The organism is Helicobacter sp., from assembly GCF_029067145.1.
Taxonomy (GTDB): domain Bacteria; phylum Campylobacterota; class Campylobacteria; order Campylobacterales; family Helicobacteraceae; genus Helicobacter_D.
Genome location: NZ_JAIEFA010000031.1, coordinates 80427 through 97012 on the forward strand (window position 1 = coordinate 80427; position 16586 = coordinate 97012).

19 protein-coding genes are annotated in these 16586 nt (G+C 37.8%); 17 read left to right on the top strand and 2 right to left on the bottom strand.

From position 1 onward, the window contains the following. Positions 1-5: 5 nt before the first annotated feature. Positions 6-1367 (bottom strand): FAD/NAD(P)-binding oxidoreductase, encoded by a 1362-nt coding sequence (locus K2N75_RS02810; protein ID WP_297679323.1) that lies wholly within the window; start codon positions 1365-1367, stop codon positions 6-8. Positions 1368-1543: 176 nt separating this feature from the next. Here K2N75_RS02810 and K2N75_RS02815 point away from each other — a divergent pair, with 176 nt between their 5' ends. From K2N75_RS02815 to K2N75_RS02835, 5 genes are all read left to right on the top strand, one after another. Continuing rightward, positions 1544-3235, top strand: coding sequence for an acetolactate synthase large subunit (locus K2N75_RS02815; RefSeq protein WP_297679321.1), 1692 nt, complete (start codon positions 1544-1546; stop codon positions 3233-3235). A 3-nt stretch (positions 3236-3238) separates the two neighbouring features. After that, positions 3239-3712: an acetolactate synthase small subunit gene (ilvN, locus tag K2N75_RS02820; RefSeq protein WP_297679319.1), complete on the top strand. Its 474-nt coding sequence runs from the start codon at positions 3239-3241 to the stop codon at positions 3710-3712. 8 nt (positions 3713-3720) lie between these two features. After that, a complete protein-coding gene (gene lpxD, locus K2N75_RS02825; RefSeq protein WP_297679317.1) occupies positions 3721-4725 on the top strand; it encodes a UDP-3-O-(3-hydroxymyristoyl)glucosamine N-acyltransferase in 1005 nt (334 codons plus the stop codon). 80 nt (positions 4726-4805) lie between these two features. Beyond that, positions 4806-5138, top strand: a complete 333-nt coding sequence (locus K2N75_RS02830; RefSeq protein WP_297679315.1) for a hypothetical protein — start codon at positions 4806-4808, stop codon at positions 5136-5138. Between the two features lie 5 nt (positions 5139-5143). Further along, the gene (locus K2N75_RS02835) at positions 5144-5383 is read left to right on the top strand and encodes a hypothetical protein (protein WP_297679313.1); all 240 of its coding nucleotides are present in this window, start codon (positions 5144-5146) and stop codon (positions 5381-5383) included. A 79-nt stretch (positions 5384-5462) separates the two neighbouring features. On the opposite strand, the gene msrA is transcribed toward K2N75_RS02835, so the two are convergent. Further along, positions 5463-5957: a peptide-methionine (S)-S-oxide reductase MsrA gene (msrA, locus tag K2N75_RS02840; protein ID WP_297679311.1), complete on the bottom strand. Its 495-nt coding sequence runs from the start codon at positions 5955-5957 to the stop codon at positions 5463-5465. Positions 5958-6098: 141 nt separating this feature from the next. Here msrA and K2N75_RS02845 point away from each other — a divergent pair, with 141 nt between their 5' ends. From K2N75_RS02845 to rimP, 12 genes are all read left to right on the top strand, one after another. Continuing rightward, positions 6099-7007, top strand: a complete 909-nt coding sequence (locus K2N75_RS02845; protein ID WP_297679309.1) for an AEC family transporter — start codon at positions 6099-6101, stop codon at positions 7005-7007. A 77-nt stretch (positions 7008-7084) separates the two neighbouring features. Beyond that, a complete protein-coding gene (locus K2N75_RS02850) occupies positions 7085-7906 on the top strand; it encodes a universal stress protein (protein ID WP_297679307.1) in 822 nt (273 codons plus the stop codon). Positions 7907-7999: 93 nt separating this feature from the next. Then, positions 8000-9283 (top strand): ComEC/Rec2 family competence protein, encoded by a 1284-nt coding sequence (locus K2N75_RS02855; RefSeq protein WP_297679305.1) that lies wholly within the window; start codon positions 8000-8002, stop codon positions 9281-9283. A gap of 40 nt (positions 9284-9323) precedes the next feature. Next, complete coding sequence (locus K2N75_RS02860) at positions 9324-9866, top strand: DUF502 domain-containing protein (RefSeq protein ID WP_297679303.1); 543 nt, start codon at positions 9324-9326, stop codon at positions 9864-9866. Between the two features lie 3 nt (positions 9867-9869). After that, on the top strand, positions 9870-10733 hold the full coding sequence (gene mqnP / locus K2N75_RS02865) for a menaquinone biosynthesis prenyltransferase MqnP (protein ID WP_297679301.1): 864 nt from the start codon (positions 9870-9872) through the stop codon (positions 10731-10733). Further along, entirely contained in the window at positions 10733-11272 is a 540-nt protein-coding gene (locus K2N75_RS02870) for a hypothetical protein (protein WP_297679299.1), read from the top strand. The genes mqnP and K2N75_RS02870 overlap by 1 nt, the downstream gene beginning before the upstream one ends. Further along, entirely contained in the window at positions 11272-11832 is a 561-nt protein-coding gene (locus tag K2N75_RS02875) for a hypothetical protein (RefSeq protein WP_297679297.1), read from the top strand. Before K2N75_RS02870 ends, K2N75_RS02875 begins: the two co-directional genes overlap by 1 nt. A 9-nt stretch (positions 11833-11841) precedes the next feature. After that, positions 11842-12741 carry a homoserine kinase gene (gene thrB, locus K2N75_RS02880; RefSeq protein ID WP_297679296.1) on the top strand — a complete coding sequence of 300 codons (900 nt, stop codon included), beginning with the start codon at positions 11842-11844 and terminating at the stop codon, positions 12739-12741. Positions 12742-12761: 20 nt separating this feature from the next. Then, entirely contained in the window at positions 12762-13007 is a 246-nt protein-coding gene (locus tag K2N75_RS02885; protein ID WP_297679294.1) for a DUF448 domain-containing protein, read from the top strand. Further along, positions 13000-15759, top strand: a complete 2760-nt coding sequence (gene infB / locus K2N75_RS02890) for a translation initiation factor IF-2 (protein ID WP_297679292.1) — start codon at positions 13000-13002, stop codon at positions 15757-15759. The genes K2N75_RS02885 and infB overlap by 8 nt, the downstream gene beginning before the upstream one ends. After that, positions 15759-16142 carry a 30S ribosome-binding factor RbfA gene (gene rbfA / locus K2N75_RS02895; protein ID WP_297679290.1) on the top strand — a complete coding sequence of 128 codons (384 nt, stop codon included), beginning with the start codon at positions 15759-15761 and terminating at the stop codon, positions 16140-16142. Before infB ends, rbfA begins: the two co-directional genes overlap by 1 nt. Next, positions 16126-16584: a ribosome maturation factor RimP gene (rimP, locus tag K2N75_RS02900; protein ID WP_297679288.1), complete on the top strand. Its 459-nt coding sequence runs from the start codon at positions 16126-16128 to the stop codon at positions 16582-16584. Before rbfA ends, rimP begins: the two co-directional genes overlap by 17 nt. Positions 16585-16586: the final 2 nt, after the last annotated feature.

A 16586-nucleotide genomic window follows, 5' to 3' on the forward strand; every position in this document is an offset into this window, starting at 1 on the left:
TCTCCTTATGCTCTTGCGTGAATCATTCCGCTCATTACCATTGGCTTCATCAAATACGCTTTTACAAACCAATTCAACCAACTCTCTCTTGTCGCTCCAAAACAAGGCATACTTGGTGCTGTGCCTTCATAATCAAACTCAACCATTACCGCTTTGCCATAACGCGTAAGCAAAGGACAAGCAGTATAACCGCTAAACTTCGCTTTAAGTGGCTGATTATTTAAGTGCGCAATAAGATTCTCTGCAATCACAGGATATTGTTTGCGGATACTTGCTCCTGTCTTTCCTTTTGGAATACCTGCACAATCCCCAATCGCAAAGATATTTGGATATTTTTTATGCTGCAAGGTATAGGAATCTACATCTACCCAATTCCCAGCAGTATGCCCTTTTGTGATTGCAAGACCTGCTTCTGTGATGAAATCCGCAGTTTTCATCGGTGGAATCACAAACAAATAATCATAGGGCTTTTCAAACCTTTCTTTTGCAACCTTTTGCACGCCATTTTCTGTATAAGGCATTAATTTTTCAAACACAGCAATATTGCGCGCAGTATCCACTTCTACAAGTAAATTACGCATAAAATATGGCATTTTACGTTCAATGAAAAACTGCTCAATCATTTTAGCGTGTGTAGGACTTGAAAGCATTGCTCCACCGCCTGTGTATAAGCTCATATCTATTTTTTGACGCGTGTTATTTGTTGTGCCTAAATCGTCTAACAAGAAATTGATTTTTTTATTAGCACCACCGCATTTAATCGGTGTGTTTGGCTCTGCAAAAATCACTTTTCCTCCCTCTTTGGCTGCCTTTTTCATCATACTTTGCGCCTTGACTGCCCCATCGGGAGTATAAATACTTGTAACATTCGTATTTGGGTCATTGACAAATTCTTCTGTCAATCCTTGATACTTTTCAAACTGATTTATCGTTCCTGTGCCAATGACTAGATAATCATAGGGATAAACTTGTCCGCTTGTTGTCGCTAGATTGTTAGCATTTGGATTTACCGCACTCACATTTTCTTGAATCCACTCCACTTTGCTATCAATCAAATCCTTTTTGTTGTATTCTGTATCTTTTTTGTTATAGATTCCAGCGGCAATTAATGTAAATCCCGGCTGATAATACAGAATCGGATCTGCGTCAAAAAGCTTAATTTTAGCATTTGGCAACTCTTTTACTAATTTTGCAGACAAAGAGATTCCGCCAAGTCCCGCGCCAATAATCACAATATTTGGGGCTTTATCGGATTTCGCCTCTGCCTTTGTTGGTGTTGATAAACCAACGCCTCCTAGTGCGATACCACTTGCGCCTAGAACTTTTAATAAATCCCTTCTGCTCAAATTTTCTTTATCTTGTTGCATGCTCACTCCTTTTGTATTGAATGCAGCAAAATTATAGTGCAAACCCCACATAAAATGCGTAACAAAATCACGATATGAAATGCGCAATAAAATCACAAGATTCGCTTCAATGAATTAATGATTTTTAAAGATTTTTAAAATTAAAATAAGACAAACATTAATAAATAGGATTTTTTATGCAATTAAATGGTTCAGAAATGATAATTCACGCACTCAAAAATGAGGGCGTGCAAATTGTCTTTGGCTATCCCGGTGGGGCTGCTTTGAATATTTATGATGAGATTTATAAGCAGAAATTTTTTAAGCATATTTTAACACGCCACGAACAAGCAGCAGTGCACGCTGCAGATGGCTATGCAAGGGCAAGTGGCAAGGTAGGAGTTGCCATTGTAACAAGCGGTCCGGGCTTCACAAACACCATTACAGGCATTGCGACTGCCTATGCGGATTCTGTACCTTTAGTCATCATTAGCGCACAAGTCCCGACAAGCCTGATTGGGACAGATGCATTTCAAGAAATTGATGCAGTTGGAATCTCGCGCCCCTGCACGAAGCATAATTTCTTGGTAAAAACGATTGAAGAACTACCCTATATCCTAAAAGAAGCATTTTATATCGCAAGTAGCGGGCGTCCCGGTCCTGTGCATATTGATGTTCCAAAAGACATCACTGCGACAATAGGTGAATTTAATTATCCAGACAATATCAAATTGCAAACCTATAAGCCAACCTATAATGGCAACCCGCGCCAAATCAAAAAAGTTGCCCTTGCAATCAAAGAAGCAAAAAAGCCTCTCTTGTATTTAGGTGGTGGCTGTATTGCATCAAAATCTGCGAAACTAATTCGGGAACTTTGCGAAATTACACATATTCCTGCCGTTAATACCTTTATGGCTTGTGGAATCCTAAGCACAAACAATCCGGATTCTTTGGGTATGGTAGGAATGCACGGAAGCTATGTTGCAAATATGGCGATGAGCGAAGCAGACCTTATCATCGCACTTGGAGCGCGTTTTGACGATAGAGTAACAGGCAAATTAAGTGAATTTGGTAAATACGCACAAATCGTGCATGTGGATATTGACCCTAGCAGCATTAGTAAAATCGTAGAAGCAAATTTCCCTATTGTAGGCGATGTTAGCAATGTTTTAGAGGAACTCTTGCCACTTTTGCGCGAAGATTATGCGACACAAAATATCCTAGCGTGGCGCGAGCGTTTGGCGCAATATAACAAATTACACCCTCTAAGCTATCAAGATTCTACAACACAACTTAAACCCCAATGGGTTATTGAAAAGCTTGGGGATATCATAGGTGAAAATGCTTTAATAAGCACAGATGTCGGACAACATCAAATGTGGGCGGCACAATTTTATCCCTTTAGCTTTCCGCGTCAATTCATCAGTAGCGGAGGCTTAGGAACAATGGGGTTTGGCTTGCCCGCTGCTATGGGAGTAAAATGCGCATTTCCCGATAAAGTTTCCATTAACATTAGTGGAGATGGCTCTATTTTGATGAATATTCAAGAGCTAATGACTTGCGCAGTTTATGGAATCCCTGTAATCAACATTGTTTTAAATAATAATTATTTGGGTATGGTGCGTCAATGGCAAACTTTCTTTTATGACAAACATTATTCAGAAACAGACTTAGAAAAACAACCAGACTTTGTCAAATTGGTAGAATCTTTTGGCGGGGTAGGCTATGTTTGCAAGACCAAAGAGGAATTTATCAGCGCATTAAATGCGGCAATCAATTCCCAAAAACCCGCGCTTTTAGATGTGCGTATTGACAGAATGGAAAATGTCTTGCCTATGGTGCCAACAGGTGGCGCACTATTTAATATGATGTTGGATTATAAGGAGTAAGCAATGGAAATTAGACGCACGATTGCAGTTACCGTTCTCAACGAACACGGCGTATTATCTCGTATCAGTGGATTATTTTCAGGTAGAGGATACAATATAGAATCTCTCACCGTTGCGCCGATTTTGGATTCTAATCTTTCTCGCATTACAATCGCCACAAAAGGCGATAACAAAGTGCTTGAACAAATCATCAAGCAACTGCACAAACTCATTCCCGTGCTGAAAGTCTTAGAAAACGAACAAATGATTGAACAAGAATCTCTACTAGTAAAATTTGGACTAGAAAGCAATTTGAGCGAAATTAGTGCGATTTTTAGTGCGTTTAATGGAAGACTTTTAGAAGTCAATGACAAATGCGCTATTTTTGTAGCGTGCGATACACATACGCGCATTAATACACTCCTCAATGCACTAAAAACTCATAAACCAAAGGATATTACACGTAGTGGGATTTTGGCAATTGAGACTAATAATTAAGGCAAAATATGGAATTTAAAAAAATTATTGAAATCCTAAACCAAGAAGATGCTTTAGAATGCGTAATGTATCACAATGGCACAAAATGGGTAAAACATTCTAGTTTTTTGGATTCTTTCCCTATCCACAATTTAGAATCTCCACAAGAAGCCACAGACGATTCCATTACTTTTTTGGAAAAAGAGCAGTATTTTGAACAAATTGCACAAACCAAAGCCAAAGCTGTTTTAGTGCGCAAAACACATTTACAGGCGATTCCGCATTCAGCTTTTGCAATTATCTGCGAAAATCCCTACCTTGCAATGGCATATCTGACAAAATACTTTGCCAAACCGCTTTTGGATTCCAAAGAATCTCCAAAGATTCAAGATTCTGCTTACATTGCCCCTAATGCAACGATTGGGAATGGAAGTGAAATCGGTGCAAATTGCACGATTATGCCTAGTGTAACGATTGGAGAGAATGTCAAAATCGGCGCAAACTGCGTTTTGTTTCCGGGCGTGTGCATTTATAATGATTGTGAAATCGGGGATAATGTCAGAATCCACGCAAATAGTGTTATTGGCAGTGATGGATTTGGTTATGCGCATACAAAAGATGGGAAACATATCAAAATTTATCATAATGGTAAAGTTGTGCTAGAAAATGATGTAGAAATCGGCGCAAATACAACAATTGACCGCGCAGTTTTTGGACAAACAAGAATCAAACAAGGAACAAAAATAGATAATCTCGTGCAAATTGGGCATAATTGTAACATTGGAGAATATTCTATCATTGTTTCACAAGCTGGAATCTCTGGCTCTACAACTACAGGGCGCAATGTAGTGCTAGGAGGGCAAAGTGGGAGTGCGGGACATCTACATATTGGTGATTTCACACAAATAGGTGCAAGAGGCGCGATTAGCAAAAGCTTGCCCGCATTTGGGAAATTTTCAGGACACCCGCTTTTGCCAATTCAAGATTGGCTTAAACTGCAAGCTTTACTCAAAAAAATGCTAAAAAAGAAATAAAATATTAAGAGTATTTTAAGTTACTAGGTTATATTATCTTGTATCAATAAAAGATTTACAATATTGAATGGAGGTTATTTATGAAAGAGGCAGTAGTTTATAAAACGATTCCTTTAGAATGTTGTGAGGGTGGAACTCTTGAATTTGCGGTGATTGAAGAGCCATATGGGGAAGGTAGCAAAGCAGTTGTAAGCATCTGTGCTTCATTGGGTGAAGGAAAAGAAAGCTGGAAAGTTCATATTCCCTTAACACAGATTAAAGAATCTTGCAAAGCTTTAAAAGAAGCAAAAAAAGCACGCAAAAAATGTAAAGATGCAAAGAAAAAAGAAGCTAAAGCAAAAGAAAAAGAAGTAAAAAAAGACAAAAAAACAAAAGCAGAAACAACAAAAGAAACGAAAACTCCAAAAAAGTAACTTAAATGAAGCAAAGAATCAAAAAAGTAACTTATACGATTCCATTGCGAGGAGACTTAGTAAAAAATGGAAATATTGTTGTTTCATCTTTTGATATTCCTAGTAAAAAGGACAAAAAATATCAAGCGGTCTCTATTGTGGTTGGATTAGAGGATACTAGCGATTCTCCAACACAATGGGAAGTTATTATTCCTAGAAAACAGGTTAAACAACTTCGCAAAGCCCTTAAAAAAGTCTGTAAATAAATTCTTAACAACTTTTAAAGTTGTTAAGTTATTACAAATATTAACATTACACAAATTTTCCGAATATGACAATCTTAGATTACAAAGGACGCAGTGCAGCACTTAAATCAATATGACAATAGCCATAAGGATTTTTGGCAAGATATTTTTGATGATAAGATTCTGCGGGATAGAAATTTTTTAAGATTCCAACTTCTGTAACAATCTTGTTGGGTAATTTTTGCTGATAAGATTTTACAAATTGTTGGATTCTTTCTAGCATTTGAGAATCTTGCGCATAAATACCACTTCGGTATTGCGTCCCTCTATCATTGCCTTGATAATTCAAAGCAAAAGGGTCAATAATGCTAAAAAATCGTGCCAAAACTTCATCTAAAGTCAGCTTCGCCTCATCAAACATAAACTTCAAAGTCTCCACCGCACCTGTCGTGCCACTACAAACTTGCTCATAAGTTGGAAATTCTACTTCAGAATTGGCATAACCCACTTGCGATTCTATTGCGCCATTTAATCTGTCAAAATAGCCTTGCACACCCCAAAAACAACCGCCTGCTAGATAAATAATTTGTTGCATTGTATTTCCTTAAAATCGCTTCATCACAATTTGAAAACCGCTTTTGAAATCAAAAAAAAGGATTATATCCAAATTCAACTCCAACTTAAGATTTTGATATTATAATTTTGTCCCTCACAAATATCACTCTTAAGGATACTAATGTTTATTTTTAACCCACTTTTTACTATTTTTATTTTACTTATGGGTGGCTATATTGCAAAACTTGTTGGGGCTTTAAAACAAAAGCAATCCCGCACTCTTTTGGATTTTGCAATCACTTTTACAATTCCCTGTCTTATCTTTGATGGAATTTATCATTTAAATCTTGATTTAACTTTAACTCTACTAATCTTAACAGGGCTTACTTGTAGTTTATTTGGGGGACTTATTGCGATGATGATTGGCTATTTTTTTCGGTTTTCACGCGCAACAATCATTAGTATGTTCTTACTTTCGTCTTTTGGAAACACGCTTTTTATTGGGATTCCTATTGTTGTAGGCATTTATGATACAAGTTTCATTGGCAAAGTCGTGTTTTATGATGCTTTAGCCACAGCTCTGCCCTTTTCACTCCTCGCACCCTTTATTTTATCCCTTGGAGGAAATCAGCCCATTAGTTTTTTGCAAAACATCAAGCGCATTTTGATTTTCCCTCCCTTTATCGCGCTGACATTAGGATTTTTGTGTAAATTCGTTGAATTACCGGATTTTATCTTTGGTCCCATTCGTGCATTAGGCGGTGCAACTACTGCTGTTGCACTCTTTGCTATTGGGCTTGGACTTGGATTTGGAGCAATCAAGAGTGCTTACAAAAGCGCGACGATTGTCATTTTATGCAAAACGCTCGTTACGCCTTTATTGTTTATTGGAATCTTAAAACTCCTCAATGCAGATTTTAGCCCAAATAGCATTCTTGCAATTTTGGAATCCTCTATGCCAACAATGGCGCTTGCTGGAGCAATGATTATCAAGGCGAAACTAGACTCCAATCTTGCAGTGAGTTCCATTGCTTTTGGAATCCTCTTTTCTTTTATTTCTGTTCCATTTTTGTGCTACCTCTTACTTTAAAATAAACAAAAATTTAAACTATTTTTAAATGATAATTGGGGTATAATTTTAGGAATATCTATAAAAAGGCTTGTATTATGAAAAATAGAATCGTCGTAGCAACCGATTTTTCACAAAGTAGTTTAACAGCACTTACAAAAGCTATGTTTTTGGCTAAAAAACAAAAATACACGCTAGATGTTGTGCATGTTGTAGAGTATTCCATTTTCCACGATCCCAAAAAAGACAAGAAAGTGGGCAAGGAAGCACTTGCAAAATTTATCGCAGATAATTTTCCCACACCAGAAGTAGAAATCTCACAATTTTGCTATGTTGGCACAATCCACCAAGAAATCAACAAACACGCAAAAGAGCGCGAATGTCGCTTATTGCTTGTAGGTGCGACAGGTGAAACACAATATTTGACAGAAGTTTTACTAGGTTCGGTAACAAAAAAAATCATCAGAAAATCTGAAATTCCTGTGCTTGTAACTAAAAATGAGGCGCTTCCAGATTATGTCAATATTTTCTCACCCACTGATTTTTCGGATAACTCTCTTAAACTTGCCAAAACAACAAAAAAATTTTTCCCAGAAGCAAATCTAGTCTTTTACCATATGATTTCTCGCCCATTTGAATTGCGTTTGGGACGTTATGGCGCAGATGAAGAGCAAATCTCTAAATTCAATAAAAGTGCAGAAGAAGAAGCAAGAAAATGTTCCAAGAAATTTTTGGAAAATTTCTCTGGCAAAAATGAAATAGTGCTTGATAGCGGTATTCTTTCTTATACTCGTCTTTTGAGCGTAGCGGAATCCAAAAATGTTTCACTCATTGCATTGCCAACAAGTGGAAAAATTAGCTTTTTTGCGTTAGATGTGCTGCAAAATGCGCAGGTAGATGTGCTAATTTGGAAATTTTAACCCATTCTTAATGCTTTCACACAATTTTATCCTACTTGACAAGCTAGAATCGTAATCCAATGCGATTCTAGCAATCCACAGCAAAGGCAATCTATGCAAAATCTCTCACCGCCTTTGTTCTTTACTCTCAAAGAGCGTTTGATTTTCTTTACTTTTTTGTGTCTTATTCTGTGCCTTACACTTAGTTTTAAATTCTATCAATTCCATACTTTAAAGTCCCAAAACAATCCTCAAATTACCGCGCAAGTTCTTTTGCAATACACCAAAAGCAAGCAAAACAAAACCTATTTTGTGCTCAAACTTAAAAGTGATTTTGGCACTTTTTATACCACTTCACGGGAGGATTTGCAGGATTTGAAACATCGTTTCTTGAGCTTACGCATTATCTTGGATAAAGTCTCTTTTTGGGATTTTTTGCGTGGATTCTATGCGCCAAGCTTTAACCTCCTCTTGCTTCCTTTGGAGGATTTTAGGACGCCCTTAAGAGAGATGATTCTAAACCAACACACAACAAAACTTATGGGCGAATATTATTTGGCACTCTTTTTGTCTGATAGCTTACCGCTGGAGTGGAGAACTTTAGCCCAAAGCTATGGAATCTCGCATATTTTCGCCATTTCTGGATTCCATACAGGAATCTTAAGTGCGGCTGGATTTCTAATTTTAGGATTCTTTTATAAACCCTTACACCAACAATTTTTTCCGTATCGCAATCTTTTTTTTGATTTGGGATTCCTTGTTGTATTAGTGCTAGTTGCCTATTATTTTTTGCTTACGCAATCTCCCTCTTATTTGCGTGCTTTGGCAATGAGTTGTGTAGCATTTTTCCTGCTTTGGCGCGGCTTAGATGTCTTGCGTATGGAATCTTTCTTATGGTGCATTTTTGCTTTGATTGCCTTTTTCCCGCAGCTTATTTTCTCCATTGGATTTTATTTTTCTAGTTTGGGCGTTTTATATATTTCCTTATTTTTCAAATACTTTAAGATTCCACAAAACACCACAGGCAAGATTCTATATAGCCTCGCCTTAAATGCTTCAACCTTTTTCCTAATGGGAATCATAGTTTATTATTTCTTTCCCTATTTTTCGCCCTTGTCTCTTTTTTCGCTTTTGCTTACGCCACTTTTTATTCTCTATTATCCTTTAGAATTATTGCTTCATCTGCTTGGCTTTGGTGGGCTTTTGGATTCTCCTTTGCTTGCTTGGGTAAGCCTCAAGACACATACTATCACATTGCAGCCACACCTTACAATATTTATTTTATGCAATGCACTTAGTTTTTTGGCTATTTTTTATTACCGCGCTTTTTGGATTCTTTTAACCATTAATTTAGTCTATTATGGCTATGGAATCTATTTGTATTTTTATGGAATTTAAGCTAAAATGCAAAGACTATTTAAATTTTAAGGCTTAAATTGTGAATCCTATCCTCTCCAAAATCGGCAAGGGACTCTTTGCGATTCTCCCTTTTTTGTTGCTTTTTTGGATTTTTTCTTTCGTATATGAATTTTGTGCCAAAATTTTTTATTCTATCTTTGGAATCACAAACGCGAATCTTTTTGTAACCCTCTTGATTTGTTTCTTAAGCCTTGCTTTGCTCTATTATATTGGGCTTTTAGTAGAAAAAAACAAAGAAGTTTTACTTATTAAAATTACAGAAATGCTCATTACCAAGATTCCACTTGTTAAAAGCGTTTATTCTGGAATCAAAGAGGTTTTAAAAATCTTTTTAGGCAAAAACGAAGAGGGATATTTGGGCGTTGCGCACATTCACATTGGAGAGATGGAATTGATAGGATTCATCACCAGAGAGGAAGAGGAAAGTTTTTGGGTTTTTGTTCCTACAACTCCCAATCCTACCTCCGGTTTTTTGCTAAAACTTCCCAAAACACAAGTCCAAATTTCAGATTTATCTGTTAGTGATGGATTTAAGAAAATTATTTCTTTGGGTGTAAGATAAATTATGCAAATCCAACAGAAACTAAAAGACTTAAGCGAGCTTGTAATGCTTCAGCATAGTTTTTTTTCTATGCCTTTTATGTTTATTGCTTTGCTCGTTAGTGCAAAGGGTTGGTTTGGCTGGAAATTATTTATTTTCGGCGTGATTGCGACCATTAGTGCGCGCAATTTTGCTATGGCATTCAATCGCTATGCAGACCGCAAGTTTGATAGCACAAATCCGCGCACCCAAAACCGCCCGAGCGTAGATGGTAGAATCGCGCCTAATGCAATTTTATTCTTTATTTTTATGAATGCAGTCGTTTTTATTTGTATTAGTTATTTTATTAATACTTTGTGTTTTTATCTTTCTGTCCCTATTCTTGCAATTCTTGCAAGCTATTCGCTATTTAAACGTTTTTCTAGCCTAGCGCATATTGTGCTAGGGCTTTCTTTAGGATTAGCTCCTATTGCAGGGGCAATTGCGGCAAGCGGCGAGATTCCATTATGGAGCATTTATTTGTGCATTGGGGTGCTTTTTTGGGTAGCTGGATTTGACTTACTCTATGCCTTGCAAGACATTGAGCACGACAAAAAGGAGGGTTTGCATTCTATTCCTAGCGTCTTTGGCGTTTCCAAAACCCTATGGCTCTCAAGACTTTTTCACTTGCTCACGCTTGTTTTTTGGGGATTGTTTATTTTGGAAGCAAATCTTGGTTTGTGGATGTGGATTGGGTTTGGAATCTCAATCCTCGCACTCTTTTTTGAACAATATTTAGTCTCTAAAAATTTTCATAATATCCCACGTGCATTTTTCACGGTCAATGCCTATCTTGGAATCGCGCTTTTGGGATTTTGTATTTTAGATTTATGGTTGGGCTTTAGATAATGGAAAATTTTGTTAAAAGTCGCCTGATTCACACAGCCTTAAAAATAGAATTTGACCAAGTGCATACTAATGCAGAATCCTACGCACTAGAATTTAATAAGCTCACGCAAAGTGATGAGGACCCTATTGGAGAATGGTTGCGCCTTATGCGTGCAAAAAAAGGAAATTTAGAGGGCGAAAATGCCGTGATTTTGGAGCTTTTAGTAGAAATTTACCGCAAGATAGAATCGCTAGAGTCTCGCATAGAAGGAAGCACAAAAGCCTATGTTCCGCTAGAAAACAAGGCAACTATTAGCACAATCGGACATGGTTGCTTTGCGCTTTTGGATACAAATCTTTTAGAAAATACACTTTATTATGGTAGAATAGAGCTTCCAACTTTTCCAACGCGTATCGTGCCTGTGTATTTTATTTATCATTCAGAGCTTGCTTGGATTGAACAAATCCACGCAAGAGACGAGATTGAATGGGACGGCTATGTAGCAGGAAAAGAGCGTGCGCTGATTCGCTCACTTAAAACTCAACAAAAAGGCAAATAATGTTCAATGATGCAAATCTATTACTTTGGGGTGGAATCGGAATCGCCATCGTTTTTATTTTACTTATTGTGTATCTCTATCTCAAAGAGGGTGAAAATACCAAGCGTGCGCGTCGTTATGAAAAATCCATTGAGGAGCTGAACAAAGAAGTTTATCGCTTGCAAAAAAGAATCAAAGAGCAAGAAAATGAATTGGAGCATTTCAAAACCCATATCAAAGCACAAATCTATCAAGATATGCGCTTGGAAATGAAAAATCTGTTAGATTCCAACTTGCACACACAAATAATGCCCATCAAAGTGGAAATGGAATCCCTGAAAACTCAATGGAATGATTGCAAAAACAATCTGCGTGATTTAGAGGGTTTAGAAAACAAAATTTTTCACCTAGAGGAGAGATTAAAAGAATTTGTCTATACTCCAAGCAATCCCACAAATATTGATGAGGGGCGGATTATTTCAATGTTTAAAGACGGCTGGAGCGTGGATTCTATCGCCAAAGAATTACGCATTGGCAAGGGTGAAGTAGAATTTACACTAAAATTTGCCAATTTAAATTAAGGGGTAAGAATGGAATTTCGCGTGCCTGCAACGAGTGCAAACTTAGGACCGGGCTTTGATAGTTTGGGGCTTGCTTTGGGGCTTTATAATCGCTTTAGTCTCAAACCCTCCAAATTTACCTCCATTCAAATCCACGGAGAAGGCGCAAAGAATCCTAAATTGCGCATAGATAATGTGTTTGTTAGAATCTTTAATGAGCAACTTAAAAGGCTAACAGGCAAAACTCTGCATTTTAAATTTACTTTTGATAATTCAATCCCCATTTCGCGCGGTTTGGGAAGCAGTTCGGCAGTTATTATCGGAGCAATTAGCGCGGCTTTTAAAGTCGCTGGGATTCCGCTCCAAAAGCAAGAAATTCTAAATCTCGCACTTAATTATGAATCCCACCCCGACAACATTACTCCTGCTTGTATGGGAGGATTTAATGTCTGTATGCTCACGCAGCACAAAAATGAAGTGCGCTTTATCCATTCACCTTTACCCGATTCCATTCAAGCTGTTGTAGTGATTCCAAATCAATCCATTTCAACCCACCTTTCACGACAAACTTTGCCTAAAAAATATAGCCAAAAAGACGCTGTATTTAATCTCTCCCACGCGAGTGTTTTGGCGAGTGCTTTTATCACGCAACATTTTGAATTATTACGCGAAGCAAGTATGGATAGATTCCATCAATATTATCGTATGAAACAGATTCCATTGCTTTTTGAAGTGCAAAAATGCGCTCTCTCCTCTGGCGCATTAATGAGCACGCTTTCGGGTAGTGGTTCAACTTTTTTTAATTTATGTTATAAAGAAGATAGTGTGAGATTGCATAAAATCTTAAGTCAAAAATTTCCAAAACTCAAAATCTTAGTATTAAATTTTGATAATTTTGGCGTCGTCTTTGATGATGAATTTAAGCTTTAGCTTGTTATAATTAGAGCTTTATGTCTAATCCAATTAGAATGTGTATCGTATGTCGGGGTCGCTTTTTGCAAGCGCAATTAATCCGTTTGCAATACAAAGATTCTGTGTTGCAATGCTATCAAGGCACAGGCAGAAGCTTCTATCTTTGCCCTAGTTGCAAAGAAACACCCAAAGCGAGCGATTCTATCGCAAAGATTTGTAAATTAGATAAAAAATACAAAGAAACGATTAAGTTTGCATTAAAGGAGATTTTTCTGTATGGATAAAATCCGTATTAGCGAGATTGCTAAAGAACTAAGCAAAACAAGCAAAGAAGTTCTACAAAAAGCCCAAGAGTTAGGTTTTGAATCCAAAACTGCTTCTAGTAGCGTTACAACCGAGCAAGCCGATATACTATATAACTATATTTTATCTGGTGTGAATCCTGTTGCAAATTCTCAAGACAAAGATTCCAAAGAAAGCAAAAAAGCCACAAAATCTAAAAAATCTACTGAAGAGACAAAAAGCAAAACACAAAAGAAAAGCCAAGAAAAGCCAAAGACTACGACAACCAAAACAACAAGCAAAGCCTCTAAAACGCAAAAAGATTCCAAAGCAAGTGCAACAAAAGCCAAAAAAGATTCTATAAAAGAACTAGAATCAGACTTAACAATTCAAGAAGATGTCCAAAAAGTTATTCAAGAATTTCAAGATATTTTAGAAACACCAAGCAATGAGGCTTCATTTCAAGAAGCAGAAACGGAAACCAAACCTACAGATTCCAATAGCCAAAGCAAGCTTTCTCCCCAAATCTCGCAAGAAAATCCTGCCATTAAACGCACTGGATTAAGAATCATCAAAAAACGCGATGTGCGCGAAAGCCAAGAAGAAACACCTAAACTAGAATCCCACAAAGAATCTCCACGCACCTTACAAGATTTGCTTGGCAACCTAGAGGACAATCAAGGGCGCAACAAAGACAAAAAAAAGAAAAAAGACAAACCAAGCGTGCATACAAGCAAAAATTTGGGACAACAAAAAATAGATTTACTAGACAATAGAGAATTTTATAGCTCCCACGACGATGACGAAGAAGATATTATTTTATTTGACTTGAGTGTGCAAGATGAACGCAATATGGAAGAAGAAGATAATGAACGCAAAGCCACAACCGAGCGCATTAAAATTCAAAGGCATAATCCCTTTATGGAGCAAGGTAGCACACGAAGGTCTAGCCGCAAAAAAGCTCCCAAAGCGCAAAAAACGCAAGAAACAATCAGCGGTATTGTAAAGATTCCAGAGGAAATTCGCGCCTACGAGTTTGCCGAAAAAGCAGGCAGAAGCACAGGTGAAGTCATCAAAGTGCTTTTTAGTCTTGGAATGATGGTAACCAAAAATGACTTTTTAGAAAAAGATGCGATTGAGATTCTAGCTGAAGAGTTTGGAATCCAAATAGAATTAATCAACAATGCAGAAGAGTTAGATTACACACAGCTAGAAGAAAACAATGATAACGAAAAAGACTTGATTACGCGTGCGCCAGTTGTTACAATTATGGGACACGTTGACCACGGGAAAACTTCTTTGTTAGATTACATCAGAAATACCAAAATAGCTCACGGGGAAGCGGGCGGAATCACACAGCATATCGGTGCTTATACGATTAACAAAAATGGCAAACAAATCACTTTTATTGATACTCCCGGACACGAAGCATTCAGTGAAATGCGTGCAAGAGGAGCGCAGGCAACCGATATTGCAATCATCGTAATTGCCGCAGACGATGGCGTGAAACCCCAAACAATTGAAGCCTTAAATCACGCCAAAGCCGCCAATGCTCCCATTATCATTGCGGTAAATAAAATAGATAAACCAGAGGCAAACCCAGACAAACTCAAAGCAGAGGCTGCAGAACTCGGCTTCACTCCGCTAGAATGGGGAGGAAATTATGAGTTTGTCCATATTTCCGCTAAGAGTGGAGAAGGGATTGATGACTTGCTAGAAACGATTTTATTGCAAGCAGAAATTTTAGAACTTAAAGCCAATCCTAATAAATCTGCGCGTGCAGTTGTGATTGAAAGCAGCCTTGAAAAAGGCAAAGGACCTGTTGCTACATTAATTGTCCAAAATGGAACTTTGCATATAGGAGATAGCATTATTGCCGATACCGCGTTTGGACGCGTCCGTGCTATTAGCGATGATTTGGGCAAATCCATTCACAGCATTCCTCCTTCAGGCGTGGGAGTTATCACGGGTTTAAACGAAGTGCCACCTGCTGGCTCTATCCTGCTTGCAGTAGAAAACGACAATATCGCGAGAGATTATGCGCAAAAACGCGCGGCACATTTGCGCCAAAAAGAACTTTCACATTCTACGAAAGTTTCTTTTGATGAACTTAGCTCTATGGTGGCACAAGGGCAGCTCAAAAACCTACCTGTCATTATCAAAGCAGACACACAAGGAAGCTTAGAGGCAATTCGTGGAAGCTTGGAAAAACTACAAAACGAGGAAGTGAAAGTCAATATTATTCATAAGGGCGTGGGTGGAATCACAGAAAGCGACTTAGCTCTTGCAGGCGCAAGCGCAAATTGTGTGATTTTAGGATTCAATGTGCGTCCAACAGGAAGCGTAAAAAACAAGGCAAAAGAACTAGGAATCCAAATCAAAACCTATTCCATTATTTATTCGCTTTTAGACGATATTAAAGCCTTACTTGGTGGCTTGCTCTCACCTGTCTTAGAAGAAGAAAACACTGGGCAAGCGGAAGTGCGCGAGACTTTCAATATTGCCAAAGTCGGAACAATTGCGGGCTGCTTCGTAACCGATGGCGTGATTCAAAGAGGAATCAAAGTGCGCTTAATCCGCAATGGTGTCGTGATTCACAATGGCAACATTGCTTCGCTCAAACGTTTCAAAGATGACGCACGCGAAGTGGCAAAAGGCTTTGAATGTGGAATTATGCTAGAAGATTACAACGACATTCAAGTCGGCGATGTCTTTGAAACCTATAAAGAAGTGGAAAAACAAAGGACGCTTTAATGCAAGACATCAAGCTTGCTCGCACACAATCTTTACTCAAAGAGATTCTGCCAAGCGCATTAGCAAACCTCAATGACACGCGTCTAAATTCTCTGAATGTAATAGAGGTTAAATGTTCGCGTGGTAAATATTTTGCCGAGGTTTTCCTAAACGCTCCTTTTGCAACAAAGCAAGAAAAAGCAGAGATTCTAACCCAACTCAAAAAAGCACGCGGAATCATCAAGGAATATTGCTTAGAAGAAACAGGTTGGTTTCGTTGTCCAGACTTCAAATTTAGCTTTGACACAACCTTAGAGCAAGAAAATCGTTTGGATAAAATCTTTGACACGCTCCAAAAGGAACGCGAAAGCAAACAAAAGGGAAAAGATGACACTTGCTCCTGATTTAGAAAACAAAATCAAAAGATTAGTAGAAAGTTTAGGCTTTGCACTTTATGATATTTTTAATATCAAAGAAAATGAGAATCAGATTTTGCGTATTTGTATCACAAAACCAAATAAAGAGGATTCCACTAGCGTAACGCTTGAGGATTGCCAAGAAGTTAGCCTCGCTCTTTCACCTTTACTAGATGTTGAAATGCCAAATTCTGAAAAGTATTTTTTAGAAGTTAGCTCGCCCGGAATTGAACGCACACTCAAAACTCTTGCACATTATCAAAACGCCATAGGAGAACTTGTCAAAATCAAAACCATAGACAAAAAAAAGCTCAAAGGCAAACTTTTAGAGGTAAGTCAAAATACCCTTACCCTAGAGGACACTCAAGCAAAACTGCAAACGATTCCACTAGAGTCTATCAAAAAAGCTCAAACCTACTTTGAATGGTAGTC